Genomic DNA, 20,063 nt, shown 5'->3' on the forward strand with positions numbered 1-20,063 from the left:
TTTAGGCAATAAGGGTTAAAGCCTGAGATTAAAAGGGAGGTCGGCCCCTTGCTAGATGTAAATAATTTTGAGTACATGAAAATTGGTCTTGCTTCACCAGATAAGATTCGTTCTTGGTCTCATGGAGAAGTGAAAAAGCCAGAAACAATTAACTACCGAACACTAAAACCGGAAAAAGACGGTTTGTTCTGTGAACGTATTTTCGGACCAACCAAAGATTGGGAATGTCATTGTGGAAAATACAAACGTGTACGCTATAAAGGTGTAGTTTGTGATCGTTGTGGAGTAGAAGTAACGCGTGCGAAGGTACGTCGTGAACGCATGGGTCATATTGAACTTGCAGCACCGGTATCACACATCTGGTACTTCAAAGGAATTCCAAGCAGAATGGGACTTCTTCTTGATATGTCCCCTCGCTCCTTGGAGGAAATTATCTATTTCGCTTCATATGTTGTAACAGAATCTGGCGACACGGCTTTAGAAAAGAAACAACTCCTTTCTGAAAAGGAATACCGTGCTTACCGTGAAAAGTACGGCGTTAAATTCCAAGCAGCTATGGGTGCAGAAGCAATTAAAAAGCTTTTGCAAGATATCGATTTAGATAAAGAAGCAGATATGTTAAAAGAAGAATTAAAAACAGCTCAAGGTCAACGTCGTACACGTGCGATTAAACGCCTTGAAGTTGTGGAATCTTTCCGTAGTTCTGGAAACGATCCAGATTGGATGATTCTAGATGTTCTTCCAGTAATACCTCCAGAGCTCCGTCCGATGGTTCAGTTGGATGGTGGACGCTTTGCTACATCTGACTTAAACGATTTATATCGTCGTGTTATTAACCGTAACAATCGATTAAAACGTCTATTAGATTTAGGTGCGCCAAGTATTATTGTTCAAAATGAAAAGCGTATGCTTCAAGAAGCAGTAGACGCATTAATTGATAATGGTCGTCGTGGCCGTCCAGTAACTGGACCAGGTAACCGTCCATTAAAATCTCTTTCTCACATGCTAAAAGGGAAACAAGGTCGTTTCCGTCAAAACCTTTTAGGGAAACGTGTTGACTATTCAGGTCGTTCAGTAATTGTAGTTGGACCAAACTTGAAAATGTATCAATGTGGATTACCTAAGGAAATGGCTCTTGAGTTATTTAAACCTTTTGTTATGAAGGAATTAGTTGAAAGAGGCCTGGCTCATAATATTAAAAGCGCCAAACGTAAAATTGAGCGTGTACACCCTGAAGTATGGGATGTATTAGAACAGGTAATTAAGGAACATCCAGTCCTATTGAACCGAGCGCCTACTCTTCATAGACTAGGAATTCAAGCGTTTGAGCCTACACTTGTTGCAGGAAGAGCTATTCGTCTTCATCCTCTTGTTTGTACAGCTTATAACGCTGACTTCGATGGTGATCAAATGGCGGTTCACGTACCACTCTCTGCTGAAGCTCAAGCTGAAGCAAGAATGTTAATGCTTGCTGCGCAGAATATATTAAATCCAAAAGACGGAAAACCTGTCGTTACGCCGTCACAGGATATGGTTTTAGGGAACTACTATTTAACAATGGAACGCGAAGGAGCAATTGGAGAAGGGATCATCTTTAAAGATTCGAACGAAGCAATTTTGGCTTATCAAAATGGTTATGTTCACCTTCACACTCGAATTGCGATTGCTGCGAAGTCCTTAAATAACCCAACGTTTACAGATAAACAAAAAAATCAATTGTTAGTAACAACTGTTGGTAAATTAATTTTCAATGAAATCCTACCGGAATCGTTCCCGTATATAAACGAACCGACAAAGGGCAATCTTGAAAAAGAAACACCAGCCAAATACTTTATTGATTCAACGGTTAATACGAAAGAACATATCGCTCAACAAGAAGCGATTTCTCCTTTCAAAAAGAAAATTTTAGGTAATATCATTGCGGAAGTGTTTAAACGTTTTCATATTACGGAAACATCAAAAATGCTAGACCGAATGAAGGACTTAGGATTTAAATACTCTACAAAAGCTGGAATCACGGTTGGTGTATCTGATATCGTGGTATTGGCTGAAAAGCAAACGATTATTCATGAAGCTCAAACAAAAGTAGATAACGTTATGAAGCAATTCAGACGTGGCTTAATAACTGAAGAGGAACGTTACGATCGCGTAATTTCTATATGGAGTGAAGCGAAAGACAACATTCAAGGGAAATTAATGAAAACTCTTGATGTTTCTAACCCAATCTTCATGATGAGTGATTCAGGAGCTCGTGGTAACGCATCTAACTTTACACAGCTTGCTGGTATGCGTGGTTTAATGGCCAACCCGGCAGGACGAATCATTGAATTACCGATTAAATCAAGTTTCCGTGAAGGGTTAACCGTATTAGAGTACTTTATCTCGACACATGGTGCTCGTAAAGGACTTGCAGATACAGCCCTTAAAACAGCCGACTCAGGTTACCTTACTCGTCGACTCGTGGATGTAGCACAAGATGTTATCGTAAGAGAAGAAGATTGTGGAACTGATCGTGGTTTACACGTAGCTTCTTTAAAAGAAGGAACTGAAATAATTGAGCCTCTTGAAGAACGTCTAATCGGACGCTATTCTCGTAAAACAATCAAACACCCTGAAACTGAGGAAGTTTTGCTTGAAGAAAATGGCTTAATTACGGAAGACCTTGCGTTGCAAATTATCACAGCAGGCATTGAATCTGTATGGATTCGCTCCGCCTTTACGTGCAACACACGTCATGGGGTATGTGAGAAATGTTATGGTGTTAACTTAGCAACAGGACAAAAAGTTGAAGTAGGGGAAGCTGTTGGTATTATTGCAGCGCAATCAATTGGTGAGCCTGGTACACAGCTTACGATGCGTACCTTCCATACTGGAGGGGTTGCTGGAGATGATATCACACAAGGTTTGCCTCGTATCCAAGAGATATTTGAAGCTCGTAATCCAAAAGGTCAAGCGGTGATCTCTGATATTAACGGTGTTGTTACAGCTGTAAATGAAATCAAAGATCGTCAACAAGAAATCGTTATTCAAGGCGACGTTGAAACTCGTTCTTATACAGCACCGTATACTGCAAGGCTAAAAGTAGCCGTTAACTCTGAAATCGAAAGAGGACAAGTGTTAACAGAAGGGTCAATTGATCCAAAAGAACTACTCAAAGTCCTTGATGTCAATGCTGTTCAAGAGTACCTACTTCGCGAAGTACAAAAAGTATATCGTATGCAAGGGGTAGAAATTGGAGATAAGCACGTAGAGGTAATGGTTCGTCAAATGCTACGAAAAGTTCGTGTTATCGACGCAGGCGAAACAGATGTTTTACCAGGTACTCTATTAGATGTTCACCAATTTACAGATGCAAATAGAAAAGCGTTACTAGTTGGAGATGTTCCAGCTACAGGTCGTCCGGTTCTATTAGGAATTACAAAAGCATCTCTTGAAACAGACTCCTTCTTATCTGCCGCTTCTTTCCAAGAAACGACTCGTGTCTTGACTGATGCAGCGATAAAAGGAAAACGTGACGAATTACTAGGTCTAAAAGAAAATGTAATCATTGGTAAATTAGTACCGGCAGGTACAGGTATGGAAAGATATAGAAATTCAGAGCCGGTTTTATCAGAGCGGCTTGAAGAAACTTTAACTGTTGAATAGATAGTTAGGTGCGGCGCGTTTTTCGCGCCGCCCTAAAAAATCTTGATGAAGGATGTTGACATTCATAAATTAAGATGATAATATATTCAAGGTTGCTCCTATATTTAACCTGTAACTTTGGAGGATCTTAAATGTCTTATGAAAAAGTAGCACAGGCTAATAGTGTTATTGTAGGAACAAAGCAGACAGTGAAGGCAATAAAAACTGGTATCGTTCAAGAAATAGTCATTGCAAAAGATGCTGACCCAAAGGTTACGGCAAAAGTTGCAGAAGTGGCTGCTGAATTGAACGTACAGATCACTATAGTAGATTCGATGAAAAAGCTTGGAAGAGCTTGTGGAATTGAAGTAGGAGCTGCAACTGTTGCCATCATCTATTAATGTGGTTTTTGTGAGTATGAGGTACTTGCAAAGACTTTGTTTTTACCCAAAAATGAACCACCTGGATGTGTGGGCTTAACATAAATGAAGGGAGGAAATATCCATGCCAACTATTAATCAATTGGTACGCAAACCTCGTCAGTCTAAATCGACAAAATCTAAGTCTCCAGCGCTTAACAAAGGCTACAATAGCTTCAAAAAAGCGCAAACAAACGTATCTTCACCTCAAAAACGTGGTGTTTGTACGCGTGTTGGAACTATGACACCGAAAAAACCGAACTCGGCTTTACGTAAATATGCACGTGTTCGTTTAACTAACGGTATCGAGGTTACTGCATACATTCCTGGTATCGGTCACAACTTACAAGAACATAGCGTAGTACTTATTCGCGGTGGACGAGTAAAAGATTTACCTGGAGTACGTTATCATATCGTTCGTGGAGCGCTTGACACTGCTGGTGTTGAAAGCCGTATGCAAGGTCGTTCTAAATATGGAACAAAGCGTCCAAAAGCAGCAAAAAAATAATCTAAACTATACAGCTAGTTAACAGCTTCGCTGAAAGGAGGAAAACACATGCCACGTAAAGGACCTGTAGCAAAAAGAGATGTACTACCAGATCCAATGTATAACTCAAAGCTAGTAACAAAACTTATCAACAAAATCATGGAAGATGGTAAGAGAGGTAAGGCACAAAAAATCCTATACTCTGCTTTTGAAACAATTCAAGAGCGTACTGGAAATGAGCCTATGGAAGTATTCGACCAAGCTCTTAAAAACATCATGCCTGTACTTGAGGTAAAAGCACGCCGTGTAGGTGGAGCGAATTACCAAGTACCTGTAGAGGTACGCCCTGAGCGTCGCACAACTTTAGGATTGCGTTGGTTAGTGAAATACGCACGTCTTCGCGGTGAGAAGACGATGGAAGAGCGTTTAGCTAACGAAATCATGGATGCGGCAAACAGCACAGGAGCTGCTGTTAAGAAACGTGAAGATACACATAAAATGGCTGAAGCAAACAAAGCATTTGCTCACTATCGTTGGTAGAATTCACTTTATAAAAAAATACTCATATAAGGAAGGAGAAAGACAAGATGACAAGAGAGTTCTCCTTAGAAAAGACTCGTAATATCGGTATCATGGCTCATATTGATGCTGGTAAAACTACCACTACCGAGCGTGTTCTTTACTATACTGGTCGTATTCATAAAATCGGCGAAACTCACGAAGGCGCTTCTCAAATGGACTGGATGGAGCAAGAGCAAGAACGTGGTATCACTATCACTTCTGCCGCGACAACTGCTGCTTGGGATGGCCATCGTGTAAACATCATCGATACTCCTGGGCACGTAGACTTCACTGTAGAGGTTGAACGTTCATTGCGTGTACTTGATGGGGCGGTAGCTGTTCTTGATGCTCAATCTGGTGTTGAGCCTCAAACAGAAACTGTATGGCGTCAAGCAACGACATATGGTGTTCCACGTATCGTATTCGTTAATAAAATGGATAAAATCGGTGCGGATTTCCTTTACTCTTTATCTACTTTGCATGATCGTTTACAAGCGAATGCTGCTGCAATTCAACTTCCAATTGGTGCTGAAGACGAGTTCGAAGCAATCATTGATTTAGTTGAAATGAAAGCAACTTTCTACGGTAACGATTTAGGCACAGATATTCAAGTTCGTGAAATCCCTGCTGAACACCAAGAATTAGCTGAAGAATATCGCGAAAAGCTTATCGAAGCAGTTGCAGATCTAGATGAAAATTTAATGGAAAAGTATCTTGGTGGTGAAGAAATCACTAACGAAGAGCTGAAAAAAGCAATTCGTACGGCTACTCTTTCAGTAGAATTCTATCCAGTAATTTGTGGTTCTGCCTTCAAAAACAAAGGTGTTCAAAAGATGTTAGATGCTGTAGTCGACTATCTTCCAGCTCCAACTGATGTTGCAGCTATTAAAGGTATCGTTCCTGATTCTGAAGAAGAAGTTACACTTCCATCATCTGATGATGCTCCTTTCTCAGCACTAGCGTTTAAAGTTATGACCGACCCTTATGTTGGTAAATTAACTTTCTTCCGTGTTTACTCTGGAGTACTTAGCTCTGGGTCATACGTGCAAAACTCTACAAAAGGTAAGCGTGAGCGTGTAGGACGTATCCTGCAAATGCATGCAAATAGCCGTGAAGAGATTTCGCAAGTATACTCTGGTGATATTGCTGCAGCTGTAGGTCTTAAAGACACTTCTACTGGAGATACACTATGTGAAGAAAAGAATCTAGTTATTCTTGAATCCATGGAATTCCCAGAACCAGTTATCTCTTTGTCTGTTGAGCCAAAATCAAAAGCTGACCAAGACAAAATGACAACTGCTCTACAAAAACTACAAGAAGAAGATCCTACATTCCGTGCGCATACTGATCCTGAAACAGGTCAAGTTATCATCGCTGGAATGGGAGAACTTCATTTAGATATTATCGTTGACCGTATGCGTCGTGAATTCAAAGTAGAAGCTAATGTGGGAGCTCCACAAGTTTCTTACCGTGAAACATTCCGCGCAACTGCGCAAGTCGAAGGTAAATTTGCTCGTCAATCTGGTGGACGTGGACAATTTGGTCATGTATGGATTGAATTCTCTCCTAATGAAGAAGGAAAAGGATTTGAATTCGTAAATGGTATCGTTGGTGGGGTAGTACCACGTGAATACATCCCAGCTGTTCAAGCGGGTCTTTCAGACGCAATGGGCAATGGTGTGCTTGCTGGTTATCCACTAATCGATGTAAAAGCTAAATTGTATGATGGTTCATACCATGATGTCGATTCATCTGAGATGGCATTTAAAATTGCTGCGTCAATGGCGCTTAAAAATGCTGTATCAAAATGTAATCCAGTAATTCTTGAACCATTAATGAAGGTTGAGGTTGTAATTCCTGAAGAATATCTTGGGGATATTATGGGTGATATCACTTCACGTCGTGGACGTGTAGAAGGTATGGATGCTCGTGGAAATGCGCAATTAGTTAAAGCATATGTTCCACTATCTGAAATGTTTGGATATGCAACATCTCTACGCTCTAACACGCAAGGACGCGGAACATACTCTATGCATTTCGATCACTATGAAGAGGTTCCAAAATCAATCTCTGAAGAAATCATCAAAAAAAATAAAGGTGAATAATTGAATTATCATCTTTAATGAAGTATAACTACTAATGTAGGTTATGGTCTCTAAAAGATACTAGTATATAGTGTTTTTTAGAGACAAAAAAGGCAATTAAAATACTTAACTATCCGAAGGAGGATTTTCTAATGGGTAAGGAAAAATTCGATCGTTCCAAAACACATGCGAATATCGGTACAATCGGTCACGTTGACCACGGTAAAACAACTTTAACAGCTGCAATCACAACAGTTCTTGCAAAGAAATCTGGTAAAGGCGACGCAATGGCATATGCTCAAATTGATGCTGCTCCAGAAGAACGCGAGCGTGGAATCACAATCTCAACTGCACACGTTGAATATGAAACTGAATCTCGTCACTATGCACACGTTGATTGCCCAGGGCATGCCGATTATGTTAAAAACATGATCACTGGTGCTGCTCAAATGGATGGCGGAATCTTAGTAGTATCTGCTGCTGACGGTCCTATGCCACAAACTCGTGAGCACATCCTTCTTTCTCGTCAAGTAGGTGTTCCATACCTAGTTGTATTCTTAAACAAATGTGACATGGTTGATGACGAAGAACTACTTGAATTAGTAGAAATGGAAGTACGTGATCTTCTATCTGAGTATGATTTCCCTGGTGATGACATTCCTGTAATCAAAGGTTCTGCTCTTAAAGCTCTTGAAGGACAACCTGAGTGGGAAGAGAAAATTGTTGAATTGATGAATGCAGTTGATGAATATATCCCAACTCCAGAACGTCAAACAGACAAACCATTCATGATGCCTGTTGAGGATGTATTCTCAATCACAGGTCGTGGAACAGTAGCAACGGGTCGTGTTGAGCGTGGACAAGTTAAAGTCGGCGATACAATCGATATCATTGGTCTTGCTGAAGAAGCAAAATCTACAACTGTAACAGGTGTAGAAATGTTCCGTAAACTACTTGATTATGCTGAAGCTGGTGACAACATCGGAGCTCTACTTCGTGGTGTTGCTCGTGAAGACATTAACCGTGGACAAGTACTTGCTAAACCAGGTACAATTACTCCACACACAAACTTTAAAGCTGAAGTTTATGTTCTTTCAAAAGAAGAGGGTGGACGTCACACTCCATTCTTCACTAACTACCGTCCTCAGTTCTACTTCCGTACAACTGATGTAACTGGAATTTGTAACCTTCCAGAAGGTATTGAAATGGTTATGCCTGGTGATAACGTTGAGATGACTGTTGAACTTATCTCTCCTATTGCTATCGAAGAAGGTACTAAGTTCTCTATCCGTGAGGGTGGACGTACTGTTGGTGCTGGAGTAGTAGCAACAATCCAGAAATAATTATAAGATCAAAAAGCAGATGGATCTAATCCATCTGCTTTTTTTATTGAGTAAATAAAAAGTGAATAGATGGACAGGTGCATTGCTTTTTACCAGCGAAATGTGAATAGTTAGAATTTGCAAAGGGACTTGAATATGTAATTAAAGGTATGTATAATAGTAGGAGTGTGCAAAAGACATATTAGTATTTCAAAAAAAACTTGCAAATGCCTAGTGTCTTATGTATAATAGACAATGTTGGTCTTTGACTGCGATGAAGTGGAAGGTTGCTGACACACCCGGCCGCTTTGCCATGGCGAGTGTGTGGGAAATTTCCATGGAGAATGTCTATCTAAAATAGGCGAAAAAAAGGAGGGAAAGTAATGGCAAAACAAAAAATCCGTATCCGCTTAAAAGCATATGATCATAGAATTCTCGATCAGTCTGCTGAGAAAATTGTAGAAACAGCTAAACGTTCTGGTGCTGCAGTGTCTGGTCCGATTCCATTGCCGACAGAAAAGTCAATCTACACAATTCTTCGTGCGGTTCATAAGTACAAAGATTCTCGTGAGCAATTCGAGATGCGTACACACAAACGTTTAATCGATATCCTTAATCCAACTCCTCAAACAGTTGATGCGTTAATGCGATTAGACTTACCATCTGGTGTAGATATTGAAATCAAATTATAATCTATAAACAAAACATTAAAATTTTCAGGAGGTGTGACTCATGACCAAAGGAATCTTAGGAAGAAAAATCGGAATGACTCAAGTTTTCGCTGAAAACGGAGATCTAATCCCGGTTACTGTAATTGAAGCTGGTAATAATGTTGTTCTTCAAAAGAAAACTGTTGAAGTTGATGGATACAATTCAGTTCAACTAGGTTTTGAAGATAAGCGTGAAAAACTAGCTAACAAACCAGAAAAAGGCCATGTTGCTAAAGCAGATACTGCTCCTAAGCGCTTCTTACGCGAAATTCGCGGAGTGAACATGGACGATTTCGAAGTTGGTCAAGAAGTCAAGGTTGATATTTTTGCAGAAGGCGATTCAGTAGATGTTACTGGTATCTCAAAGGGTAAAGGTTTCCAAGGTTCTATTAAGCGCCATAACCAATCCCGCGGACCAATGTCTCATGGTTCTCGTTACCACCGTCGCCCGGGTTCAATGGGACCTGTTGCTCCTAACCGTGTATTCAAAGGTAAATTATTACCAGGACGCATGGGCGGAGAGCAAGTTACTCTACAAAATCTTGAAATCGTGAAGGTAGATGTTGAACGCAATCTACTATTAGTAAAAGGGAATGTTCCTGGACCTAAAAAAGCGCTAATCAAAATTAAAACTGCAATTAAAGCAAACTAATAGAACTTCTTAGGAAAGGAGGAAACATGAATGCCGAAAGTAGCATTATTAAATCAAACTGGCTCTCAAGTTGGAGAGATTGAATTAAATGATTCTGTATTTGGTATCGAGCCGAATGAAGCTGTTATGTTTGAAACAGTTATCATGCAAAGAGCTTCTTTACGCCAAGGGAATCACAATGTAAAAAATCGTTCTGATGTAGCAGGCGGTGGTCGTAAACCATGGCGTCAAAAAGGAACTGGTCGTGCCCGTCAAGGATCTATCCGTTCCCCACAATGGCGTGGAGGTGGTGTGGTATTCGGTCCAACACCACGTAGTTACAGCTACAAAATGCCGAAAAAAGTTCGTCGTTTAGCAATCAAATCTGCTCTTTCTTCTAGAGTGGCAGAAGAAAACATTTTAGTACTAGAATCCCTTGCTTTTGGTGCGCCAAAAACTAAGGAATTTGCTACACTTCTAAATAACCTATCTGTTAGCAAGAAAGTACTAGTAATTACAGATGACATGGATGAAAATGTAGCTCTTTCTGCTCGTAATATTCCTGGTGTAACTGTTGTTGCTTCAGAAGGTATTAGTGTTCTTGATGTGCTAGCTCATGATCAATTAATCATGACAAAAGCAGCGGTTGAAAAAGTAGAGGAGGTGCTTGCATAATGGATGCACGCGATATCATTAAGCGCCCCGTCATTACTGAACGTTCAACAGACTTAATGTCAGAAAAAAAATATACATTCGATGTCAACACAGCAGTTAATAAGACTCAAGTCAAAGATGCTGTTCAAGAAGTCTTCGGCGTAAAAGTTGCGAAAGTTAACATCATGAATTACAAAGGTAAATTCAAACGTATGGGAAAACATGCTGGTTACACGAACAAGCGTCGTAAAGCCATTGTTACTCTAACGGCTGATAGCAAAGAAATCGAATACTTTGAAGCATAAACAAACAATTAAGTAGAGGAGGGAAAGCACATGGCGATCAAAAAGTATAAACCTACCTCAAACGGACGTCGTAATATGACTTCTTCTGATTTTGCGGAGATCACTACTTCAACTCCAGAAAAATCATTATTAGCTCCTATTCATAATAAAGGCGGCCGTAACAACCAAGGTAAGTTAACCGTTCGTCATCAAGGTGGCGGCCATAAGCGTCAGTACCGTATTATCGACTTTAAGCGCGATAAAGATGGTATACCTGGACGCGTTGCCACGATTGAGTATGATCCAAATCGTTCTGCAAACATTGCACTAATCAATTATGTAGACGGTGAAAAACGATATATCCTAGCTCCTAAAAACCTAGTAGTAGGCTTAGAAGTTATGTCTGGTCCTGAGGCTGACATTAAAGTAGGAAATACACTACCATTAGCAAATATCCCAGTGGGTACAGTAATCCACAACATCGAATTAAAACCTGGTAAAGGTGGACAGTTAGTACGTTCAGCTGGTACTTCTGCACAAGTTCTTGGTAAAGAAGGAAAGTACGTATTAGTGCGTCTGAATTCTGGTGAAGTTCGTATGATCCTTACAACTTGTCGTGCTACTGTAGGTCAAGTTGGTAATGAACAACATGAACTTATTAAAATTGGTAAAGCAGGTCGTTCTCGTTGGTTAGGCAAGCGCCCAACTGTTCGTGGATCTGTAATGAACCCTAATGATCACCCACACGGTGGTGGTGAAGGACGTTCTCCAATCGGACGTAAATCACCTATGTCTCCATGGGGTAAACCAACTCTTGGATTCAAAACTCGTAAGAAAAATAATAAATCCGACAAGTTCATTGTACGTCGTCGTAAAAAATAAGTTGGTTGAACTACGGTTCATAAATGGAGCCGTAGAACAATCACAAAGGGAGGTTCAGACATGGGTCGTAGCTTAAAAAAAGGACCTTTTGTTGATGATCATTTGATGAAAAAGATCGAGAGCATAAACGAAACTGAAAAGAAACAAGTTATTAAAACTTGGTCTCGTCGTTCAACGATCTTCCCAACATTTATCGGTCATACAATAGCTGTATATGATGGACGCAAACATGTACCAGTATACGTAACAGAAGATATGGTAGGTCACAAACTTGGTGAATTCGCACCATCTCGTATGTATAAAGGTCATGCCGCTGATGACAAGAAAACAAGACGCTAATTGAGAGGAGGGTATCCTAATGCAAGCAAAAGCTGTTGCGAGAACAGTTCGTATTGCTCCTCGTAAGGTACGTTTAGTAGTAGATTTAATCCGAGGTAAGCAAGTAGGTGAAGCTGTTGCCATCCTACGTCATACACCAAAAACTGCTTCTCCTGTTGTAGAAAAAGTTTTGAAATCTGCGATTGCAAATGCAGAACATAACTATGATATGGACGTCAACAACCTAGTTGTTTCTGAAGTATTTGTAGATGAAGGTCCTACATTGAAACGCTTCCGCCCACGTGCAATGGGTCGTGCAAGTCAAATTAATAAACGCACAAGCCACATTACACTAGTGGTATCAGAAAAGAAGGAGGGATAATTCGTGGGTCAAAAAGTAAATCCAGTCGGTTTGCGTATCGGCGTTATCCGTGATTGGGATTCTAAATGGTACGCAGGTAAAGACTATGCAGATCTTCTTCACGAAGACTTAAGAGTTCGTGAGTATATCGCGAAACGATTATCAGACGCTTCTGTTTCTAAAGTAGAAATTGAACGTGCAGCAAACCGTATAAATATTACAGTTCATACTGCTAAACCAGGTATGGTTATCGGTAAAGGTGGTACTGAAGTTGAAGCTCTACGTAAAGCTTTAAACGAGCTTACTGGCAAACGAGTACACATCAATATCGTTGAAATTAAAAAAGCTGACATTGATGCTAAATTAGTTGCTGAAAATATTGCACGTCAATTGGAAAACCGTGTTTCTTTCCGACGCGCTCAAAAGCAAGCCATTCAACGTGCTATGCGTGTTGGTGCTAAAGGAATCAAAACACAAGTTTCTGGACGTCTTGGCGGTGCGGATATCGCACGTGCTGAATCATATAGTGAAGGTACAGTTCCACTACACACACTTCGCGCTGACATTGACTATGCTCATGAAGAAGCTGACACAACTTATGGTAAGCTTGGCGTTAAAGTTTGGATCTATCGTGGAGAAGTCCTTCCAGTTAAGAAGAAATCCGAGGAAGGAGGAAAATAATCATGTTATTACCTAAACGCGTGAAATACCGTCGTCAACATCGTGGAAAAATGCGCGGTAATGCGAAAGGCGGAACTGAAGTATCATTTGGTGAATTTGGTCTACAAGCTACTGAAGCTTCTTGGATCACTAACCGTCAGATCGAAGCTGCTCGTATTGCGATGACACGTTACATGAAACGTGGCGGTAAAGTTTGGATTAAAATTTTCCCTCATAAACCATATACTGCAAAACCACTTGAAGTCCGAATGGGTTCTGGTAAAGGGGCACCTGAAGGCTGGGTAGCAGTTGTGAAACCTGGTAAAATTATGTTTGAAATTGCAGGAGTATCTGAAGAAGTAGCTCGTGAAGCACTTCGACTTGCTGCGCATAAACTTCCTGTAAAGTGTAAATTTGTTAGACGAGAAGAAATTGGTGGTGAATCAAATGAAAGCTAATGATATTCGTGACCTAACCACTGCTGAAATTGAACAAAAAGTAAAATCACTGAAAGAAGAGCTTTTCAACCTTCGCTTCCAACTTGCGACAGGTCAACTTGAAAACACAGCTCGCATTCGTGAAGTACGCAAAGCGATCGCTCGTATGAAAACTGTAATCCGTGAAAGAGAGATCGGCGTTAACAATCGATAAATGAGAGGAGGTTTGCACTATGAGTGAGCGCAATCAGCGTAAAGTTTATACAGGTCGTGTTGTTTCGGACAAAATGGACAAAACAGTTACTGTACTTGTAGAAACTTACAAAAAACATTCACTTTACGGCAAACGCGTAAAATACTCTAAAAAGTTCAAAACTCATGATGAGATGAATGAAGCTAAATTAGGCGACGTTGTTCGTATTATGGAAACTCGCCCACTATCTGCTACTAAACGTTTCCGTCTAGTGGAAGTTGTAGAAAAAGCGGTTATTATCTAATATATATATATGTTCGGACTAATGCTTAATCCGAAAGGAGGTAACCTAAGTGATTCAACAAGAAACACGTTTAAAAGTTGCTGATAACTCTGGTGCACGCGAAGTACTAACAATTAAAGTTCTAGGCGGATCTGGTCGTAAAACAGCTAACATTGGTGATGTAATCGTTTGTACAGTAAAACAAGCAACACCAGGTGGCGTTGTTAAAAAAGGTGAAGTTGTAAAGGCTGTTGTTGTTCGTACGAAAAGTGGTGCTCGTCGTAAAGATGGTACGTACATTAAATTCGACGAAAACGCTTGTGTCATTATCAAAGATGATAAAGGCCCACGTGGTACTCGTATCTTTGGACCAGTTGCACGTGAATTACGTGATAACAACTTTATGAAAATCGTTTCATTAGCGCCAGAAGTACTATAATCGATATAAATAAAGGCGCCATTCAAGGAGGTGCGACAAAATGCATGTTAAAAAAGGCGATAAAGTAATGGTGATTACGGGAAAAGATAAAGGAAAGACTGGTGTTATTCTAGCTGCTTTCCCTAAAAAAGACCGCGTACTTGTAGAAGGTGTTAACATCGTGAAAAAACACGCTAAACCTTCACAAACAAATCCACAAGGTGGAATCATCAGCCATGAGGCACCTATTCACGCATCAAACGTAATGCCATTAGATCCTAAATCTAACGAGCCAACTCGTGTAGGTTTCAAAGTAGAAAATGGTACTAAAGTGCGTGTTGCAAAAAAATCAGGTGAAGTTCTAGATAAATAGTTCTAATAAAGAAGGGAGGTACGCTAGATGAACCGCCTAAAAGGTAGATACCAAAGTGACATCACACCTGCTCTAGTGAGCAAGTTTAATTATTCTTCTGTAATGGAAGTACCTAAAATCGAAAAAATCGTTATCAACATGGGTGTTGGTGACGCAGTATCAAATTCAAAATCTCTTGATGTAGCTGTTGAGGAGTTATCGTTACTAACTGGACAAAAACCAGTTGTGACTAAAGCTAAAAAATCTATCGCTGGATTCCGTTTACGTGAAGGCATGCCAATCGGTGCAAAAGTAACACTTCGTGGTGAGCGTATGTATGAATTCCTAGATAAACTAATTTCTGTATCATTACCTCGTGTACGTGACTTCCGTGGAATTTCAAAAAAAGCATTTGACGGTCGTGGAAACTACACACTTGGAGTAAAAGAGCAGTTAATCTTCCCAGAAATTGATTATGATAAAGTATCTAAAGTACGTGGAATGGATATCGTTATCGTAACTACGGCAAACACTGACGAAGAAGCTCGTGAATTATTAACACAAATCGGAATGCCATTCCAAAAGTAATCGCTAAATAAGGGAGGCGAAAACGTGGCTAAAAAATCAATGATTGCGAAACAAAAGCGCGAACCAAAGTTTAATGTTCAAGCTTACACTCGTTGCGAACGTTGTGGGCGTCCACATTCTGTCATTCGCAAATTTAAACTTTGCCGTATTTGTTTCCGCGAACTTGCGTACAAGGGTCAAATTCCTGGCGTTAAAAAAGCCAGCTGGTAAACCCCGAATCTGGGAAGGAGGTAAAATATAATGACTATGACAGATCCAATTGCAGATATGCTTACTCGCGTCCGCAATGCGAACATGGTTCGTCACGAGAAGCTAGAAGTACCTGCTTCAAACCTGAAAAAAGAAATCGCTGAGATTTTAAAACGTGAAGGTTTTGTACGTGACGTAGAATATATCGAAGATAACAAACAGGGCATTATCCGCATTTTCTTAAAATACGGTGCAAGCAACGAGCGTGTTATTACTGGTCTTAAACGTATCAGTAAACCTGGCTTACGTGTTTATGCTAAATCTAATGAAGTACCAAAAGTGCTAAACGGATTAGGTATTGCTCTTGTCTCTACTTCTCAGGGCGTTCTTACTGATAAAGAAGCACGTGCTAAACAAGTAGGCGGAGAAGTACTAGGGTACGTTTGGTAATATATTGACATGAATGGAGGTGCACACTAATGTCTCGTGTAGGTAAAAAACCGGTAGAAGTACCAGCAGACGTTACAATTACGATTGAAAGTAATACTGTAACGGTTAAAGGTCCTAAAGGTGAATTGTCTCGTACATTCAGCCCGGAAATGACAATTGAACAAGAAGGTAACATCTTAACAGTTTCACGTCCTTCTGATAATAAAGAACACCGTGCTTTACACGGAACAACTCGCGCTTTAATCTCTAACATGGTTGAAGGAGTTTCTAAAGGTTTCGAAAGATCTTTAGAGCTTATCGGGGTTGGTTACCGTGCTCAAAAGCAAGGCACAAAATTAATCCTAAACGTTGGTTACTCTCACCCAGTTGAGATGGAACCAGAAGCGGGCATCGAAATTGATGTTCCAACTAATACTAAAGTAATCATTAAAGGTACTGACAAAGAACGCGTTGGTGCTCTTGCAGCCAACATCCGTCAAGTACGTCCTCCAGAGCCTTATAAAGGTAAAGGAATTCGTTACACTGGTGAGCAGGTTCGCCGTAAAGAAGGTAAAACAGGTAAATAATGCCGCTTAGGTAAAGAAAGGAGTGACCGTAGGTGATTACTAAACCTGATAAAAATAAAACACGTAAAAAACGCCATGCGCGTGTACGTGCTAAAATTACTGGAACAGAAGCGCGTCCTCGCTTAAACATCTTCCGTTCTAGTAAACATATTTATGCACAACTTATCGATGATACGAATGGTGTAACTTTAGTAAGTGCATCTTCTCTTGATAAAGAACTAACTCTTGAATCAACTGGCAACTTAGAAGCTGCTATAAAGGTTGGTGCATTAGTTGCTAAACGTGCTGCAGACAAAGGATTCGCTTCTGTCGTATTTGACCGTGGAGGATACCTATATCATGGCCGCGTAAAAGCATTAGCTGATGCAGCTCGTGAAAACGGTCTAGAATTTTAATAGATAAAGGAGGGACATATCAGATGCGTCGCATTGATTCAAACAAACTTGAACTTGAAGAACGCGTAGTTACGGTTAACCGTGTAGCTAAAGTTGTTAAAGGTGGACGTCGTTTCCGCTTTACTGCTCTTGTAGTAGTAGGCGATAAAAACGGTCACGTTGGCTTTGGTACTGGTAAAGCTCAGGAAGTTCCTGATGCAATCCGTAAAGCTATCGAAGATGCAAAGAAAAATCTTGTAGAAGTACCTATGGTAGGATCAACAATTCCTCACCAAGTTATCGGAGAATTTGGTGCTGGAAATATCCTTCTAAAGCCAGCTTCTGCCGGTACAGGGGTTATTGCAGGAGGTCCAGTTCGTGCGGTACTTGAGTTAGCTGGTGTTGCTGACATCCTTTCTAAATCATTAGGATCAAACACTCCAATTAACATGGTACGCGCTACAATTAATGGACTTACTCAACTAAAAAGTGCTGAAACCGTAGCTAAACTACGTGGCAAATCAGTAGAAGAACTGTTAGGATAAGGGGGGAACTATAATGGCAAACAAATTAGCAATTACCCTTACTCGCAGTGTAATCGGACGTCCTCAAGATCAACGTGAAACTGTTAAAGCGCTTGGTTTGCGTAAGGTTAACCAAACGGTTGAACAGCAAGATAATGCTGCAATGCGCGGTATGATCAACAAAGTTGCTCACTTAGTAACAGTTACAGAATTATAAGATTACACTTTTCTTAAACAAGGAGGTGCAGAAATGAAACTACATGAGTTAAAACCTGCTGAAGGTTCACGTAAAGAACGCAAACGTGTTGGTCGTGGTATCGGTACTGGTAATGGAAAAACATCTGGTAAAGGTCACAAAGGTCAGAACGCACGTTCAGGCGGAGGTGTACGTCTTGGTTTTGAAGGTGGTCAAACTCCTTTATTCCAACGTTTACCGAAACGTGGATTTACAAACATCAATCGTAAAGAATATGCGGTTGTTAATCTAGATGCATTAAATCGTTTTGAAGAAGGTACTGAAGTAACTCCAGAACTTCTAATTGAAACTGGTGTTGTTAGCAACGAAAGAGCTGGAATTAAAATTCTTGCTAAAGGTACTATGGAGAAAAAGCTTACAGTGAAGGCTCACAAATTTTCTTCAGCTGCTAAAGAAGCAATTGAAGCTGCTGGCGGTCAAACAGAGGTGATTTAATGTTTCAGACAGTCTCCAATTTTATGCGCGTGGGTGAAATTAGACAAAAAATATTCTTCACTCTATTAATGTTAGTTGTTTTCCGTATCGGTACGTTTATACCGGTGCCGGGAGTCGATGCACAAGTCCTGAAGTTAAATGATCAACCAGGGCTTCTCGACTTCTTAAATACTTTTGGCGGTGGAGCATTGCAAAACTTCTCATTGTTCGCAATGGGAATTATGCCTTACATTACAGCATCCATTATTGTTCAACTCTTACAAATGGATGTTGTACCAAAATTTACGGAATGGGCGAAGCAAGGTGAAGTTGGTCGTCGTAAATTAACTCAATTCACTCGTTACTTCACAATTGTGCTTGGTTTTATTCAAGCATTAGGTATGTCTTATGGTTTCAACAGAATGTATGGTGGGGTTTTGATTACTAACACAGGTATAGGCTCTTATCTACTGATTGCACTTGTGCTGACAGCTGGTACTGCCTTTTTAATGTGGTTAGGTGAGCAAATTACCTCAAAAGGTGTTGGTAATGGTATATCCATTATCATTTTTGCGGGAATTGTTGCTGCTATTCCTAATGCAGTTAATCAAGTATATGCACAACAAATTGAGGGTGCAGGTGAAGAATTGTTTCTTCGCATAATGGTTCTAGTCTTAATCGTTCTTGCGATTATTGCTGTAACGGCTGCTGTTATCTTCGTTCAACAAGCATTACGAAAAATTCCTATCCAATATGCAAAGCGTATAGTAAATCGTAGTCCGGTTGGTGGTCAGTCGACTCATTTACCATTGAAAGTGAATGCTGCTGGTGTTATTCCAGTGATCTTCGCTATCTCGTTTATTATTACTCCACAAACTATTGCTACCTTCTTTGGTCAAAATAGTGTTACAGAAACGATTCAGTATATTTTTGATTACACTGAACCAATTGGTATGTTAATATATGTGGCACTGATAATTGCTTTTACGTACTTTTATGCCTTCATTCAAGTGAATCCAGAGCAAATGGCAGAGAACTTGCAAAAACAAGGCGGATATATCCCGGGCATTCGTCCAGGTAAAAGTACTCAGGAATATTTAACTCGCGTGTTATATCGTTTAACATTTGTGGGAGCAATTTTCCTTGCAGTCATTTCCATTCTTCCAGTCTTCTTCATTAAGTTTGCGGGCTTACCTCAGGCAGCACAAATTGGCGGAACGAGCTTGCTCATCGTAGTTGGTGTTGCGCTTGAGACAATGAAACAACTGGAAGCTCAGCTAGTAAAACGTCATTATAAAGGTTTTATTAAATAATGATTTGGTTTTAGGGACGATTGTTCCTAAAGCCAATTTAAAACTGAGGAGGAATTCGGTGAACATCCTATTAATGGGTCCTCCAGGGGCAGGAAAAGGTACTCAAGCCGAAAAAATTGTAGAAAAATATGGTATTCCACATATCTCAACAGGCGACATGTTTCGTGCTGCTATAAAAGGAAGTACGGATCTTGGCTTAAAAGCAAAATCATTCATGGATAAAGGCGAACTTGTACCTGATGAAGTTACTATTGGTATTGTCCGTGATCGATTAGCTAAGCCTGATTGTGTAAAGGGATTCTTACTTGATGGATTTCCACGAACCGTTGCACAAGCAAAAGCTCTTGAAGATATTCTTTCAGAGTTAAACAAGTCGATTGATTATGTAATCAATGTTAATGTTGATCATGACGTTTTAATGGAACGTTTAACAGGTCGACGTATTTGTAAAAATTGTGGTGCGACTTATCATCTTGTTTTCAATCCACCTTCTAATGAAGGAATTTGTGACCGTTGTAAAAGCGACCTTTACCAGCGTGCAGATGATAATGAAGAAACTGTTCAGAATCGATTGAGTGTATACACTAAACAAACACAACCTCTTCTTGATTTCTATCAAGGTAAAGGGTATTTAGAAGAAATAAACGGTCAACAAGATATCAACAAAGTTTTTGAAGATATCGAAAAGCTTGTTGGGGGCTTATAAAGC

General features: G+C 40.1%; 29 protein-coding genes. All 29 read left to right on the plus strand.

What is annotated here, in order from left to right:
• Positions 1–48: 48 nt before the first annotated feature.
• Positions 49–3,645, plus strand: coding sequence for a DNA-directed RNA polymerase subunit beta' (gene rpoC, locus U8D43_RS15805; protein WP_335872155.1), 3,597 nt, complete (start codon positions 49–51; stop codon positions 3,643–3,645).
• A gap of 131 nt (positions 3,646–3,776) precedes the next feature.
• Positions 3,777–4,025, plus strand: a complete 249-nt coding sequence (locus tag U8D43_RS15810) for a 50S ribosomal protein L7ae-like protein (RefSeq protein ID WP_335872156.1) — start codon at positions 3,777–3,779, stop codon at positions 4,023–4,025.
• A gap of 103 nt (positions 4,026–4,128) precedes the next feature.
• The gene (gene rpsL / locus U8D43_RS15815) at positions 4,129–4,551 is read left to right on the plus strand and encodes a 30S ribosomal protein S12 (RefSeq protein WP_335872157.1); all 423 of its coding nucleotides are present in this window, start codon (positions 4,129–4,131) and stop codon (positions 4,549–4,551) included.
• Positions 4,552–4,599: 48 nt separating this feature from the next.
• Positions 4,600–5,070, plus strand: coding sequence for a 30S ribosomal protein S7 (gene rpsG, locus U8D43_RS15820; protein ID WP_335872158.1), 471 nt, complete (start codon positions 4,600–4,602; stop codon positions 5,068–5,070).
• A 47-nt stretch (positions 5,071–5,117) separates the two neighbouring features.
• Positions 5,118–7,196: an elongation factor G gene (gene fusA, locus U8D43_RS15825; protein ID WP_335872159.1), complete on the plus strand. Its 2,079-nt coding sequence runs from the start codon at positions 5,118–5,120 to the stop codon at positions 7,194–7,196.
• Between the two features lie 131 nt (positions 7,197–7,327).
• On the plus strand, positions 7,328–8,518 hold the full coding sequence (tuf, locus tag U8D43_RS15830; protein WP_335872160.1) for an elongation factor Tu: 1,191 nt from the start codon (positions 7,328–7,330) through the stop codon (positions 8,516–8,518).
• Positions 8,519–8,880: 362 nt separating this feature from the next.
• On the plus strand, positions 8,881–9,189 hold the full coding sequence (gene rpsJ, locus U8D43_RS15835) for a 30S ribosomal protein S10 (RefSeq protein ID WP_335872161.1): 309 nt from the start codon (positions 8,881–8,883) through the stop codon (positions 9,187–9,189).
• Between the two features lie 40 nt (positions 9,190–9,229).
• Positions 9,230–9,859 (plus strand): 50S ribosomal protein L3, encoded by a 630-nt coding sequence (gene rplC, locus U8D43_RS15840; protein ID WP_335872162.1) that lies wholly within the window; start codon positions 9,230–9,232, stop codon positions 9,857–9,859.
• Between the two features lie 30 nt (positions 9,860–9,889).
• Positions 9,890–10,513, plus strand: coding sequence for a 50S ribosomal protein L4 (gene rplD, locus U8D43_RS15845; protein WP_335872163.1), 624 nt, complete (start codon positions 9,890–9,892; stop codon positions 10,511–10,513).
• On the plus strand, positions 10,513–10,797 hold the full coding sequence (gene rplW, locus U8D43_RS15850; protein WP_335872164.1) for a 50S ribosomal protein L23: 285 nt from the start codon (positions 10,513–10,515) through the stop codon (positions 10,795–10,797). Before rplD ends, rplW begins: the two co-directional genes overlap by 1 nt.
• A gap of 30 nt (positions 10,798–10,827) precedes the next feature.
• Entirely contained in the window at positions 10,828–11,658 is an 831-nt protein-coding gene (rplB, locus tag U8D43_RS15855; protein WP_335872165.1) for a 50S ribosomal protein L2, read from the plus strand.
• 60 nt (positions 11,659–11,718) lie between these two features.
• Positions 11,719–11,997 (plus strand): 30S ribosomal protein S19, encoded by a 279-nt coding sequence (gene rpsS / locus U8D43_RS15860; RefSeq protein WP_335872166.1) that lies wholly within the window; start codon positions 11,719–11,721, stop codon positions 11,995–11,997.
• Between the two features lie 19 nt (positions 11,998–12,016).
• Positions 12,017–12,358 carry a 50S ribosomal protein L22 gene (rplV, locus tag U8D43_RS15865; RefSeq protein WP_335872167.1) on the plus strand — a complete coding sequence of 114 codons (342 nt, stop codon included), beginning with the start codon at positions 12,017–12,019 and terminating at the stop codon, positions 12,356–12,358.
• A 3-nt stretch (positions 12,359–12,361) separates the two neighbouring features.
• Positions 12,362–13,018 (plus strand): 30S ribosomal protein S3, encoded by a 657-nt coding sequence (rpsC, locus tag U8D43_RS15870; RefSeq protein WP_335872168.1) that lies wholly within the window; start codon positions 12,362–12,364, stop codon positions 13,016–13,018.
• Between the two features lie 2 nt (positions 13,019–13,020).
• Entirely contained in the window at positions 13,021–13,455 is a 435-nt protein-coding gene (gene rplP / locus U8D43_RS15875) for a 50S ribosomal protein L16 (RefSeq protein ID WP_335872169.1), read from the plus strand.
• On the plus strand, positions 13,445–13,648 hold the full coding sequence (gene rpmC / locus U8D43_RS15880; RefSeq protein ID WP_335872170.1) for a 50S ribosomal protein L29: 204 nt from the start codon (positions 13,445–13,447) through the stop codon (positions 13,646–13,648). The genes rplP and rpmC overlap by 11 nt, the downstream gene beginning before the upstream one ends.
• 19 nt (positions 13,649–13,667) lie before the next feature.
• On the plus strand, positions 13,668–13,931 hold the full coding sequence (gene rpsQ / locus U8D43_RS15885; protein ID WP_335872171.1) for a 30S ribosomal protein S17: 264 nt from the start codon (positions 13,668–13,670) through the stop codon (positions 13,929–13,931).
• A gap of 49 nt (positions 13,932–13,980) precedes the next feature.
• Positions 13,981–14,349, plus strand: a complete 369-nt coding sequence (gene rplN, locus U8D43_RS15890) for a 50S ribosomal protein L14 (protein WP_335872172.1) — start codon at positions 13,981–13,983, stop codon at positions 14,347–14,349.
• A gap of 40 nt (positions 14,350–14,389) precedes the next feature.
• Complete coding sequence (gene rplX, locus U8D43_RS15895; RefSeq protein ID WP_335872173.1) at positions 14,390–14,701, plus strand: 50S ribosomal protein L24; 312 nt, start codon at positions 14,390–14,392, stop codon at positions 14,699–14,701.
• Positions 14,702–14,728: 27 nt separating this feature from the next.
• Complete coding sequence (gene rplE, locus U8D43_RS15900) at positions 14,729–15,268, plus strand: 50S ribosomal protein L5 (protein ID WP_335872174.1); 540 nt, start codon at positions 14,729–14,731, stop codon at positions 15,266–15,268.
• A gap of 24 nt (positions 15,269–15,292) precedes the next feature.
• Complete coding sequence (locus tag U8D43_RS15905; protein ID WP_335872175.1) at positions 15,293–15,478, plus strand: type Z 30S ribosomal protein S14; 186 nt, start codon at positions 15,293–15,295, stop codon at positions 15,476–15,478.
• Positions 15,479–15,508: 30 nt separating this feature from the next.
• Positions 15,509–15,907 carry a 30S ribosomal protein S8 gene (gene rpsH / locus U8D43_RS15910; protein ID WP_335872176.1) on the plus strand — a complete coding sequence of 133 codons (399 nt, stop codon included), beginning with the start codon at positions 15,509–15,511 and terminating at the stop codon, positions 15,905–15,907.
• Between the two features lie 29 nt (positions 15,908–15,936).
• On the plus strand, positions 15,937–16,473 hold the full coding sequence (gene rplF, locus U8D43_RS15915) for a 50S ribosomal protein L6 (RefSeq protein WP_335872177.1): 537 nt from the start codon (positions 15,937–15,939) through the stop codon (positions 16,471–16,473).
• Between the two features lie 32 nt (positions 16,474–16,505).
• Positions 16,506–16,868, plus strand: coding sequence for a 50S ribosomal protein L18 (gene rplR, locus U8D43_RS15920; protein ID WP_335872178.1), 363 nt, complete (start codon positions 16,506–16,508; stop codon positions 16,866–16,868).
• Positions 16,869–16,891: 23 nt separating this feature from the next.
• The gene (gene rpsE, locus U8D43_RS15925) at positions 16,892–17,392 is read left to right on the plus strand and encodes a 30S ribosomal protein S5 (RefSeq protein WP_335872179.1); all 501 of its coding nucleotides are present in this window, start codon (positions 16,892–16,894) and stop codon (positions 17,390–17,392) included.
• Between the two features lie 13 nt (positions 17,393–17,405).
• Complete coding sequence (rpmD, locus tag U8D43_RS15930) at positions 17,406–17,588, plus strand: 50S ribosomal protein L30 (RefSeq protein WP_335872180.1); 183 nt, start codon at positions 17,406–17,408, stop codon at positions 17,586–17,588.
• 33 nt (positions 17,589–17,621) lie between these two features.
• Positions 17,622–18,062, plus strand: a complete 441-nt coding sequence (gene rplO, locus U8D43_RS15935; RefSeq protein WP_335872181.1) for a 50S ribosomal protein L15 — start codon at positions 17,622–17,624, stop codon at positions 18,060–18,062.
• Entirely contained in the window at positions 18,062–19,354 is a 1,293-nt protein-coding gene (gene secY, locus U8D43_RS15940; protein ID WP_335872182.1) for a preprotein translocase subunit SecY, read from the plus strand. The genes rplO and secY overlap by 1 nt, the downstream gene beginning before the upstream one ends.
• Before the next feature lie 58 nt (positions 19,355–19,412).
• Positions 19,413–20,060, plus strand: a complete 648-nt coding sequence (locus tag U8D43_RS15945) for an adenylate kinase (RefSeq protein WP_335872183.1) — start codon at positions 19,413–19,415, stop codon at positions 20,058–20,060.
• The last annotated feature ends 3 nt before the right edge of the window (positions 20,061–20,063 follow it).

The organism is Bacillus sp. 2205SS5-2, from assembly GCF_037024155.1.
GTDB lineage: Bacteria > Bacillota > Bacilli > Bacillales > Bacillaceae_K > Bacillus_CI.